Genomic DNA, 12,025 nt, shown 5'->3' on the forward strand with positions numbered 1-12,025 from the left:
GGGGCGCCGTTTCACCAGTTGACGAAAGCAGAACCCATGATCAGGTTGTTGTCGGTCTCGTTGATGAGGTTCTTGTCCTCGACATACTGGTTCAGATAGCCGAGTTCGGCGCGGACGCCCGGCGTGAAGGTCCAACCCAGGCCGAGAAAGATGCGGTTCTGATCGAAGCCCGCCTTACCACCCCACTCCGTGCTGTTGAGGCGCACGAAGAATTCGTCCCAGACCACAAGACTCAGACGCGCCTCGAATTCGAGCGGCCGGAGGTAGCGGATCATCTGCCTGGGACGAAAACGCGGGTCGTCACCGCGGATGAAGTTGGTCTCGAACAGTGTCCGGAACATGAAGGTGCCGAATTCGGTCGGCAGGGTATAGCGAAAGCCCGGCCAGACATCCTGCTGTGCCACATAGGGCTTACCCTGAAGCTGAGTTGGCAGAAAGGTGTAGCCGAGCCACACCGTCGCACGGTCACTCAACGAATAGCCCAGCGCGGCCCGGGCCATTCCCTGATACCAATGTTGCCAGTCTTCATTCCAGCGCATCTGGCCTTCGAGCCAGAGTCTCATTTTTTGCAGGCTGGGATCGATGAAACCCAGATCGCCTTCGGCCACCACCTGTCCCCAACTGCCCCAGCTTGTCGCGAGCTCCGCATGGCCGGCGTCGGCAAACGACAGTAACAACACGAGGACAGACAACCCGACAGCGCGGGCTGGGCGCTTTGCCGATGCCTTGAAAAAACACCGCGAGCTTGGCTTCATGGGAACTGTCGCACTGGGGGTCGGAGCCTCTCTCTAGCAGACCCCGCGCCATCTACCCAGATCGGGACACCCTATTCAGGTTCAACGACTTAACCCGGCATAGCGATCAAGCGTCGGTACGAGATGGCTCTTTTGAACCACAAGCTGCGGCCGTATGCCCCGTCTTCCCGGGAAGAATGAAGGCGAACCCCGCCCCCGGAGCCCCGTCGCGCATGCGCGTCCGCGCGCTAACGCGCGGCGCTGCGCTGCACGGTAACCGGCACGCCAAGTGCCGCCCAATCATAGAGCCAGCCGGCTTCTTCGGGCGCCTTGGGCCAGCGGCGGTTGTTGGTGCGGGTCGGGATGTTGACGCAGCCGTGACTGGCCGGGCGCCCGAACCCGTTATGCCACCAGGCACCGTGCAAGGCGTAGTCCGCATGGAAGTATTGCGCGTAGGGGACGTTCTCGACGACGTAATGGCCAGGCTCGCCGGGCTTGGCCTGACTGCGCATCGTCTTGCGCGGATAGCGCGCGTAGATGTAGTAGGACCCGGTCACGGTCGGTGTCGCCGGCTTGCCGGTGCTGACCTTGATCGTCTTGACGACCTGGCCGTTCTCGATCGCGGTCAGCCGCTGGGAATCTAAATAGACGACGATCTTGCGGTCGGCCCCAGTCTGAAAGCTGCCGACCAGCACCGCGGTGTTGGTCGCGCCCTTCGCGGAGCGGATCCGGCCTGGCTCGGCGCGCACCTCGATCGAACTGGTCGCCGGCCACCGCGGCTTCGGTGTGAACCGGAGCCGCTGGTCGCCAAGCCATTGCCAGCGCCCATCGACCGGCTCGCCGGCCGCAGTCTGGACGCGCAACGCCGCGGGCACCTGTTCACGATCGACTATCGGCTCGGCGAATCGCAACTCGACCGGCAACGCCAGCCCGAGGTTGGTCTGCCCCTGAAGGCTCAGATTCGCATTCAGTGGCGGGGCCGACGTCAGTTGCAAGGCCAGCGGGGGGAGCGGCACGCCGCTGGGTGTCTCCCATTGCACCTCGACGGGGATCGTACGGCCCTTCGGGTAGCCGTCGACGACAATACGAAATGTGCGTCGCTCAGTATCGGGCTCGACTTTCGCCTTCAGGTCGCTACGAATATCGAGACGCCCGACCGCCCGGTCGAAACTCAACGCGACGGCACTATCCGGACCGATGGGCCGCAGCGTACCACCGTCCAGGCTGGGAACGGCGAGCGTCGTGAAGTCGAACTCGCGAGTGATCGGCTCCCCCGCGGCACTGCGCCCAGCGGCGGACACCCGATAGCGCGAACCGAACTGCAGCGGCGGCTTGACGACGTATTCGTCGCCCTTCATCGCACCGCTGACCGGCTTGTCTTCACCGTCGCGAACTTCGACACGCTCAAGCCGCGTGCCGACCCCCTGCGCGCGCAGCGTGATCCCCAGCCGTGGATCGACCTCCCTGCTGCCGGCAGGCGGCTGCATCGTGATGTCGGGCGGACTTCCGCTCGCCAGGGCCGGCCATGGCCACTCCATTCGCGGCCATGGCATCTGGGCACACCCGCCGAGACCAAGGACGAGCGCCAGCAGGGAATAGCGCGGAACCGCCGGGCCATCCGCGCGTCGGGTCAGGTAGGATCGGACCATCTTTTATCTCTCGCTTCGCATCTCGGCTATGGCCCGCCTGTTTGTCACTGGGGGCACATCGACCGCTTCGTTGGCCGCCGACGCCCAGCACGGCCCGTAACTGTTCACGCCCCCACGCGCCGGAGCGGGCGGGAGGCCGAGACACGCCGTGAATCCGTCCCTGGAGGCTAGCCTGCGGGTTCCCTCCTGCAGACGGTCTCGCCCTCCCGGCCCGCGCCCGCTACCAAGCAAAGGGGGGTGAATGGTTACGCACGGCCCCAGGGGTATACGCTGCCTATCAACCGAGGCCAAGCATAAGGAATTGGACGCGACTTTTACAGTCGGCGACGACCTGGGGCATTGCGCGAGAACTTGAAGACGGTCAACGCACAGCGGTGTGCATTCCGACACGTCACACCGCCTTCGCCCTGCAACCTGGACCGGAAACGACACGTCGCGCACCGGCCTGCGGGATGCCCGCTGGGCACACGTCGGGCGTCACATCACGACAAGGTTTGCGGCAAGACCGATGCGGAATCGGCTAAGTCAGTTGGCGAGTCGTGATGGTCGCGGAACACGACACAGTTCTTGCCCCGCGCCTTGGCCAGGTACATCAGGCGCTCGGCGGTACTCAAGCCGGCGACGGCATCCGGTCGATGCGCTGCGATGACGGTGCAGCCCACACTGGTCGTCACCATGCCGTGAGGTCCCGGCGAATGCACAATGGCCTGCCGCAGCTTGTCGATGGCCACCTCGGCCCCTGCTAGGTCCACTCCACTGAACAGGCAGGCGAACTCGTCGCCGCCCATCCTGGCTATTAGATCGGTACGCCGCAGCGCTGCCGCCATCGTCCGGGCAACCACGCCCAGCGTCTGGTCCCCCGCCAGATGACCGTGAATGTCGTTGATCAGCTTGAAGTCGTCGAGATCGAGATAGGCAATGGCGATGCTCTGACCGCCGCGCGCGGCGAGATCGAGACGGTGTTGCAGTTCCTCGATAAAGGTACGGCTATTCAAGACCCCGGTCAGAGGATCCGTCCTTACCAAGGACTGCTGAGAGGCCAGACGACACCGCAGCCGCACCACCCACTCTACGAAGATCAACAACAGCACACACTGCAGAGCTGCATTCGCCAACAGGGGCCAGGCGGGCGCCGACAGAGCCTCTGCCCAGGAGCCGAAGGCGAGCGGCGCCAACGGCGACAGGGCGGCGATGACACGACCGGCCGCGTTCCCTCCATACCAGGCTGTCCCACCCACCGGTCCGAGGTAGAGCAGCGCGAGATCGATGTCACCGCCCACCCATCGCTCGCCCGCAGCCACGAGCAACAGCGCTGCGGTCGCCAGCGCCAGGATACGATAACGCGGGATCTCGGACTGTGCCCGCTTCGCCGGAGTGACCATCGTCATGAATCGGTTTCCACACGCGCCATTCCGGGTCGAACGGGGCAGCCGGGGCTCATGCCTAGCCAGGCATACCGATGCGAACGGCCAGCGCACGACCGCACGGATAGCAGATGACAGCGACGCACCCGGTCCGGTTGGGGGGCGCCGCGACGGGCACCCGCGAGCGCGTCGGAGCAGGGATCAACCCCTGCATCACGACGGGTCAGAGCAGCACGATCAGCGCCAGCACCGCCATGAACGCGGTCAGCACATAGGTCGCGAACCGCTCCGAGTCCTCGGCTGCTGCAGCGCTCAATTTCTCGACAAATGCGTTCAAGGTGGACATATACGAGTTCCTCAGCGGCCAAAACACAATCAACGCGGCGAACGCCGGACACCCGATTCATAAGCAAGATCGAAACCATCGCCCATTATGTCTTTTTTCATACGTTTGCGGACATTTTACCGGGGCGCACACCAGGGAGTGGTGGAAAGGCACCACCGCGGACCCCCGATTCCCCGCTGCGTCCCTGTGGTCTCGACCACCTGGGCCCAGGAGCCGAAAACCTTTTGCTCAGCCACTGAGTCATCGGTGGAAGACCCCCGCGCATCCACGGCGCTCGGTTCATAACAACCTGATCACTCCGAGCAGGATCCTCGTCACGTCGCAGGATTCACTTCGATAACAATCTGTTAGCACCGTGTCGGTGGTGTGGCACGAGCACTGCATACGCCTCACCGTGCAGGCCCCGAGGCTCCGCTGACCGCCGCCCCAATCGTCGAGGCGCTCCCGTCCACGCGCCGAGGTCAGAACTGCCGCGCCCCTGCGGCAACGCACGAACCGTCCCTCCGCAGACCGCCTTTCAGGAGATTCATGCTCGTCTTGGCCACTGTCGCACTGCTTGGCGCCCTGCTGTCGGCAGCGCTCCCGCTCGTTCTGATCGACGCCGAACAGAGCCGTGGTTTGGTCGTCCGCTTTTGTGCGCGCTGGGCACGCCGCCGGCCGCAGGACCGGACGGCTCGGCTCGACGGACAGCGCTTCCAGTCCGCAGTCGAGTATGCCGCGTTCGGTCTGCTCGCCTGCTCGGGGCTCGCAAGTCTGGTGGCGGGCTGCGTAACGCTGCTGGCCGGCCAGACGCGGACCGATCAACTCCCGCTGGGTCTGCCATGGCTGGCGTGGCACCTGCGCCTTGATCCGCTGGCCGGATTCTTTCTCGGCGTGATCGGCCTGTGCGTGCTCGCGGTCGCGCTCTACGGTCCGGGCTATGTCCGATCTTTCCGGCACAGCGGACATTCCTTTGCGACGCTCGCCTTTGGCACCGGCGTGTTCGTAGCGGGCATGGAACTGGTCGTACTGGCCGACGACGCATTCCTGTTCATGATCGCCTGGGAACTGATGTCGGTGGCCAGCTATGCCCTGGTCGCCTTTCAGCACGAGCACGCCGCCAATCGGCGGGCGTCGTTCCTGTATCTGCTGATGGCCGTGGTCGGCGCCATCGCGCTGATCCTGGCCTACGGCATCGTGGCCGCGTTCGCGTCGGCCCACAGCTTCACTTTCGACGCCCTGCGTGCGGCACCGCTGTCGCCGACCTGGGCCAGCATTGCTTTCGCTCTAGCCCTGATCGGATTCGGCATGAAGGCCGGATTGGTGCCGCTGCATGCCTGGCTGCCCGAAGCGCATCCCGTGGCGCCGTCGCACATCTCTGCATTGATGAGCGGGGTCATGCTGAAGGTTGCCGTGTACGGTTTCGTGCGTTTCGTCTTCGACATTCTGGGCGACATACAGTGGCAGTGGGGCGCGGCAACCCTGCTGCTCGGAACGGCATCAGCAGCGCTCGGGGCCTTGTACGCATTTCAGCAAAACAATCTCAAGCGCCTGCTGGCGTATTCCTCGATCGAGAACATCGGCATCGTATTCATGGGCTTCGGCCTATCCATGGTCTTCTTTGCCAAGGGTCACGGCGAACTGGCGGCGATTGGTCTGATTGCCGCGCTTTACCACGTACTGAACCATGCCGTGTTCAAGACCCTGTTGTTCCTGCAGGCCGGGACGATCCTGCACCAGACTCACGAGTCCAGTCTCGAGCGGCTGGGCGGGTTGATCAAGCGGCTGCCTCGCACCGCGCTCATCATGCTGGTCGGGTGCATCGCCATTTCGGGCCTGCCTCCGTTGAACGGCTTCGTCTCGGAATGGCTGACGTTCCAGACCGCGCTGCAGGCTTCCGCACTCGACAGCGGCATTCTGCGTAGCTTCGTGCCGGTCGCCGCGGCCCTACTCGCCTTCACCGGCGCGGTCACCGCCGCCGCCTTCGTGAAGGCGTACGGTATCGGCTTTCTCGGGGCGCCCCGCTCGCGTCATGCGACCCACGCCGGCGAGCCCTTGCACCGGGGCATGTTTGCCGGGCCGGCACTGCTGGCCGCGCTGTGTGTATTGCTCGGCGTCTTCCCGGGTCAGGTGATCGCTGCCTTGGGACCCATCACCCGCACCCTGCTGGGTAACGATCTGGCGAGCGCTTACGCCAATGGCTGGCTCTGGCTGACCCCGGTGTCGTCTCGCGGCGCGTCTTACTCCGCGCCGTTGGTGCTGCTGGCCTGCGCGCTCGCCGCCTGGGTCAGCTTCCGGCTACTGCGCACACCTAAACTGGCGCTGCTGCGGGATCGGCCGCGCTGGGACTGCGGTTTCGGCGGTCTCGATGCCCGCATGCAGTACACGTCGACCGCGTTCAGCCAGCCCTTGCGGCGCGTGTTCAGTCCGTTGTATGAGATCGATGAACGGGCGACCCGTGACGAACGCGGGCATGCGTTGCTGACTCCCGCCGCACTGGACTTCGAACTGCGGATCGGCGACCGCTCGTGGCGTCATGGCTATCTGCCGCTGGCGCGCGGGGTCGAAGCCGCCGCGCGCCAGATCGGGCGCATCCAGACCGGGAACATCCGGACCTATATCGCCTATTCCTTTTTTACGCTGCTCGCCCTACTGGCGATGGTGAGCGCATGAGCTGGCTGACCTCGATCCTCGAAACGGTGCTGTTCGTCGCGCTGGCGCCGCTCTTTGCCGGCTGGCTCAAATGGGTCAAGTGCCTCCTGCAGAACCGCCGTCCACCACCGCTGGTGCAGCCTTACCGCGATCTCGCGAAGTTGTTCCGCAAGCGGCCGGTGATCGCCGATACCGCGTCGTGGATCTTCGAGGCGGCGCCGTTCGTCGTGTTCGTCACCGCCGTGTTCGCCGCCGGCATCGTGCCGTTCGCCATCGCCCACCTGCCCACGGCCAAGGTGGCGGACCTGATTGTCCTGGTCGGCTTCTTTGCACTGGGACGCTTCTTCCTGACCCTGGCCGGGCTCGACCTCGGAACGGCGTTCGGAGGCATGGGTTCCTCGCGGGAAATGATGATCGCCTCGCTGGCGGAGCCGGCGATGTTGATGGCCGTGTTCACGCTGGCGATGAGCGCCGCGACGACGAACCTGTCGCAGGCCATCGACTGGGTCCTCCAGACGGGTCTGGTGCTGCGACCCTCGTTCGTGTTCGCGCTGGCTGGATTGATGCTGGTCGGCATCGCGGAAACCGGACGGATTCCGATCGACAACCCGGCGACCCATCTGGAGCTGACCATGGTGCATGAGGCCATGGTGCTCGAATACAGCGGTCGCTATCTCGCGCTGATCGAGTGGGCGAACCAGATCAAGCTGATGCTATACGGCGTGCTGATCGCGAACATCTTCCTGCCGTGGGGTATCGCCGAGAGCCTTGCAGCGCGTGATCTCGCCATCGGTTTCGCATCCATCATCGGCAAACTGGCCGTGCTCGGCATCGCCCTGCCCATCACCGAGACCCTGTTCGCGAAAATGCGGGTGTTCCGCTACCAGGAATTTCTGGGATTCGCCTATCTGCTGAGCTTGCTCGGCATGTTGAGCCACGTGATCCTGGAAGTGAACTGATGGGCCTGATGCAGCAGACGATCTTCGAGCAGGCGGTGCTGTTCCTGGCCGCGCTCGTCGTCTTCACGTCGTTCCTGATGCTGGCTCAGCGCCGCCTGTTTCCGCTGGTCGGCCTGTTCGCCTGGCAGGGACTGTTGCTGGCTCTGACCACCGCTCTGGTCGCGTTCAACCTGCACTATCCCCACCTTTACGCGTCCGCGCTGATGACACTGCTGATCAAGGCCGTCCTGATCCCGGTGATGCTGCGCCGCTGGATCATCCAGCTGGATATCCACCGCGAGGTCGAATCGCTGGTGTATCCGGCCTACGTGATGATGGCCGCCTCGGCGCTGGTGTTGTTCAGCTACTACGTCGTGCTACCGATCGAGCAGCTCTCGACGCTGGCGTCACGGAACGCCATCGCCGTCAGTTTCGCGGTCGTGCTGCTGGGAATGCTGCTGATGATCTCCCGCCGCCAGGCAGTTACCCACGTCGTGGGGTTCATGTCGATCGAAAACGGCCTGTTCTTCGCCGCAGTCACCGCGACCAGCGGCATGCCGATGGTGGTCGAACTCGGCGTCGCCTTCGACGTGCTGGTCGCCGCCGTCCTGTTCGGCGTGTTCTTCTTTCACATCCGCTCCAGCATCGACTCGCTCGACGTCGATCAGTTGAACCGGCTGCATGAGGTGGAACGTTGATGATCTCGCTGCTGCTGTGGGTTCCGCTGATGGGCATGTTGGCGATGACGCTGCTCGGTCACCGCGTCAGGGCAGGCCGGATCAATGTCTATGTGAACGCTGCGATGCTGGCGGTCAGCCTGCTGCTGGCCGGACAGGTCTGGGGCAACGGCCCTATCGAAAGCGAAGACAGCATGCTCCGGGTGGACGCCTTCAACGTCTACCTGATCGTCCTGACGGCCTTCATCGGCTTCACGACGTCGCTGTTCTCGGCGCCCTACATGGAGCACGAGCAGGGCCACGGTCGCCTGACCGAGGGAGGCTTGCGGCTCTACCACGCGATGTACCAGGGCTTCATGCTGGCCATGTTCCTGGTGTTGACCGCCAACAACATGGGCCTGATGTGGGTCGCGATGGAAGGCGCCACACTCGCCACGGTGCTGTTGGTCGGACTCTACCGGACGCCCGAATCCATCGAGGCGGCGTGGAAGTATTTCATCCTGTGCGGACTCGGCATCGCCCAGGCCCTGTTCGGGACCGTACTGCTGTACTTCGCGGCCGAACAGCTGCCGAACGCAGGGGAGCATGCCCTGACCTGGTCGTTGTTGTATGACCATTCGGCCGAGCTCAATCCCGACGTGCTGACGCTCGCCTTCGTCTTCCTGCTGGTGGGCTACGGCACGAAGACCGGTCTCGTCCCGATGCATAACTGGCTGCCCGACGCGCACTCCGAAGGACCAACCCCGATGTCGGCCATCCTGTCCGGGCTGCTGCTCAACGATGCCCTGTATGCGATCGTGCGCTGCAAGATGCTGGTCGACGGCGCGACGCAGAGGCCGGTGGCGGGCTACATGATGATGGGTTTCGGCCTGCTGTCCTTCCTCGTGGCGGCGCTGTTCCTGCATCGTCAGAAAGACATCAAGCGGCTGTTCAGCTACTCGTCGATCGAGCACATGGGCGCGATGACCTTCGCCTTCGGCGTCGGCGGGCCGCTCGCGACCTTTGCGGCCCTGTTGCACATGACGGTGCATTCACTGACGAAGTCGGCCATCTTCGTGACCGTCGGCCACGCCTCGCAAATTGCCGGCACCCAGCGGATCGAGCACATCCGCGGCCTGATCCGGACGCAACCCGCCATCGGTTGGGGCCTGCTGATTGGCACGCTCGCGATTGCCGGTTTCCCACCCTTCGGTGTCTTTACCAGCGAGTTCCTGTTGCTGCTGGCGACGATGCAGAGCTATCCGTGGCTGACTCCGCTCTTGCTTATCGGCATCGGCGTCGCCTTCGCGGGTTTGTTCCGGCACCTGCATTCCATGGTCTACGGACCGTTACCCGAAGGCCAGCACCCCGTCACCGCCAACGTCTGGCCAGTGTTCGCGCACCTCGCCATCGTGCTGTGGCTAGGCCTCGCGATCCCGAGCGGCCTCGCCGAGTGGTTCAGCCAGGCCACGCAGCTGATCGCCGGTGACCGGCCGCTGTGAGATATCCGGTTTATCACCGGCGCGCCGTGTATTGCCCCATACAGGAGAACGTTATGGATGTCTGGGCACCCTTGAACGACGCGCATCGCGCGTGGATGATCGAACTGCACCGGGAGCTCCAGACGCAGGGTATCGACGTTCTCGACGCCACCGGCTCGGCACTGCTGCCGGCGCATCTGTGGGAGCTCGGTTCCCAGGACTGGGAGCGCGTGGCCCGCGCAGCCCAGCATCGGCAGGTTCGCTGGGCCGGGGTGTGGCTGGACGACCTCGGCAATGGGCAGCTGCGCGCCCATGCTGCGTTAATGAAGCACGGCGGACTCCTGGTACTGCGCACCCACCTGGAACCGCCGGATCTGTCGCTGCCGTCTCAGGCTCATGCGTTCCCCGCGGCGGACCGCGTCGAACGGCATGCTGCCGACCTGTACGGCGTGACGTTCAAGGGCCATCCGGACCCACGCCGCTGGACCCGGCATCAGGCCTGGTCTCCCGACTGCTTTCCGCTCCGTAAGTCCTTCCCGGTCACCGGTCACCCGACACCGGGAACACCACCGGATGCCGGCTACCCGTTCCTGGCCAGCCCCTCACCCGAGATCTACGAGATCCCCGTCGGTCCCGTGCATGCCGGCATCATCGAACCGGGCCACTTCCGGTTTCTCGCTGTCGGCGAGACGGTTTTGAATCTGGAGGAGCGGCTTGGCTATGTCCACAAGGGTATCGAGAAAATTGCCGAGGGCCGTGACCCCGAAAGCGTTGCGCGCCTCGCCGGCCGCGTCTCGGGCGATTCGACGGTCGCCCATGCCTGGGCAGCCTGCATGGCGATGGAACAGGCGCTGGACACGGTGATACCGCTGCGCGCGTTCCGTCTGAGGGGCATCCTCGCCGAACGCGAACGGATCGCGAATCACCTCGGCGATATCGGCGCGATCTGCAATGACGTCGGCTTCCCCTTTGCAAATTACCAGTTCAGCCGTTTGCGTGAGCAATGGCTGCGGGACAACGCGGCGTGGTTCGGTCATCGGCTGCTGATGGACCTCGTCGTACCGGGCGGTGTCGCCCACGACCTGGCTGAAACCGACGCAGGAGCCATGCGGGATCACATGGCGGGCCTGCGACGCGAGCTCGACGAACTCCGTCCGATTCTCGACGGCAATCATTCGTTGCTGGACAGGCTGGTGGGCGCCGGGCATCTGAGTTTCGAGAGCGCGCGCGATCTTGGCTGCCTGGGCTACGTCGGTCGCGCCAGCGGCTTCGACATAGACCTGCGCCGCGACCGCCCGTATGCCCCTTACGACGAAGTGAGCGTGCCCCGTGTCCTGCGGACGGAGGGCGACGTGGCCGCGCGGCTCAATGTGCGCTACGACGAAATCAATGCATCGCTGGCAATCATCGCGCAGTTGCTGGACCGGCTGCACCCGGGACCCGTAATCGCGGATCTCCGGCCGACTGGCCGCGCCACCGAGGGCATCGGCCTGGTCGAGGGCTGGCGTGGCGAAGTCCTGAGCTATATCCGCTTCGACGAAACGGGGCGCGTGGCCCGGTACTATCCCCGCGATCCCAGCGTTTTCAACTGGCCGGCACTCGAACAACTCATTCACGGCAACATCGTTCCCGACTTCCCCCTATGCAACAAGTCGGTGAACGGTTCGTACTCCGGCCACGATCTTTAGCGCCCAGATGAAATCCATTCTCCTGAAGATCGCCCGCGTCGGCATCGCCACTGAACCGGCGCGACCCTACTCCGACAGCGAACTGGAAGAAGTCGGCGCCGAACTGCGCACGGTCATCGACCAGCGCTTCCGTGGCAGTCTGGCCATACGCCAGGTCGACGCCGGTTCCTGCAATGGCTGCGAGCTAGAAATCCATGCGCTGAACAACGCCTTCTACGACTTGGAGCGCTACGGCGTCCATTTCGTGGCCTCACCGCGCCATGCGGACCTTTTGCTTGTCACAGGACCGGTGTCGCGGCATATGCAGCATGCGCTGAAAGCTACCTACGACGCGACGCCGGACCCGAAATGGGTCATCGCCGTCGGTACCTGTGCGGCCGACGGCGGCGAATTCGGCGTGTCCTATGCCAGCCTGGGCGCGATCGAGAATGTCATACCGGTCGATGCCGTGATTCGCGGCTGTCCGCCCACGCCCTTGACGCTGTTGCGCGGTCTGCTGACGTTTCTGACCCCGCGTTAGCCTCATCCCGCCGCTTAA

General features: G+C 64.3%; 10 protein-coding genes. 6 read left to right on the forward strand and 4 right to left on the reverse strand.

Annotation, left to right across the window (positions count from 1 at the left end; translation table 11 throughout):
- Window positions 1–11: 11 nt before the first annotated feature.
- From ACW73L_RS08555 to ACW73L_RS08570, 4 genes are all read right to left on the reverse strand, one after another.
- A complete protein-coding gene (locus ACW73L_RS08555; protein ID WP_498921343.1) occupies window positions 12–680 on the reverse strand; it encodes a DUF2490 domain-containing protein in 669 nt (222 codons plus the stop codon).
- 302 nt (window positions 681–982) lie between these two features.
- Complete coding sequence (locus ACW73L_RS08560; protein ID WP_498921344.1) at window positions 983–2,383, reverse strand: L,D-transpeptidase family protein; 1,401 nt, start codon at window positions 2,381–2,383, stop codon at window positions 983–985.
- A 482-nt stretch (window positions 2,384–2,865) separates the two neighbouring features.
- Window positions 2,866–3,771 carry a GGDEF domain-containing protein gene (locus ACW73L_RS08565; RefSeq protein ID WP_498921345.1) on the reverse strand — a complete coding sequence of 302 codons (906 nt, stop codon included), beginning with the start codon at window positions 3,769–3,771 and terminating at the stop codon, window positions 2,866–2,868.
- A 199-nt stretch (window positions 3,772–3,970) separates the two neighbouring features.
- A complete protein-coding gene (locus ACW73L_RS08570; RefSeq protein WP_498921347.1) occupies window positions 3,971–4,093 on the reverse strand; it encodes a hypothetical protein in 123 nt (40 codons plus the stop codon).
- Between the two features lie 528 nt (window positions 4,094–4,621).
- On the opposite strand from ACW73L_RS08570, the gene hyfB reads away from it, so the two are divergent.
- From hyfB to ACW73L_RS08600, 6 genes are read left to right on the forward strand one after another with little or no spacing between them, the layout of a single operon-like run.
- Window positions 4,622–6,745 carry a hydrogenase 4 subunit B gene (hyfB, locus tag ACW73L_RS08575; RefSeq protein WP_498921349.1) on the forward strand — a complete coding sequence of 708 codons (2,124 nt, stop codon included), beginning with the start codon at window positions 4,622–4,624 and terminating at the stop codon, window positions 6,743–6,745.
- Window positions 6,742–7,683 (forward strand): respiratory chain complex I subunit 1 family protein, encoded by a 942-nt coding sequence (locus ACW73L_RS08580; RefSeq protein ID WP_498921350.1) that lies wholly within the window; start codon window positions 6,742–6,744, stop codon window positions 7,681–7,683. The genes hyfB and ACW73L_RS08580 overlap by 4 nt, the downstream gene beginning before the upstream one ends.
- The gene (locus tag ACW73L_RS08585) at window positions 7,683–8,360 is read left to right on the forward strand and encodes a formate hydrogenlyase (protein ID WP_498921352.1); all 678 of its coding nucleotides are present in this window, start codon (window positions 7,683–7,685) and stop codon (window positions 8,358–8,360) included. Before ACW73L_RS08580 ends, ACW73L_RS08585 begins: the two co-directional genes overlap by 1 nt.
- Window positions 8,360–9,820, forward strand: coding sequence for a hydrogenase 4 subunit F (locus ACW73L_RS08590; RefSeq protein ID WP_498921354.1), 1,461 nt, complete (start codon window positions 8,360–8,362; stop codon window positions 9,818–9,820). The genes ACW73L_RS08585 and ACW73L_RS08590 overlap by 1 nt, the downstream gene beginning before the upstream one ends.
- A gap of 53 nt (window positions 9,821–9,873) precedes the next feature.
- Window positions 9,874–11,487 (forward strand): hydrogenase large subunit, encoded by a 1,614-nt coding sequence (locus ACW73L_RS08595; RefSeq protein ID WP_498921356.1) that lies wholly within the window; start codon window positions 9,874–9,876, stop codon window positions 11,485–11,487.
- A 7-nt stretch (window positions 11,488–11,494) separates the two neighbouring features.
- A complete protein-coding gene (locus ACW73L_RS08600) occupies window positions 11,495–12,007 on the forward strand; it encodes an NADH-quinone oxidoreductase subunit B family protein (protein WP_498921358.1) in 513 nt (170 codons plus the stop codon).
- The last annotated feature ends 18 nt before the right edge of the window (window positions 12,008–12,025 follow it).

The organism is Methylolobus aquaticus (assembly GCF_054172105.1).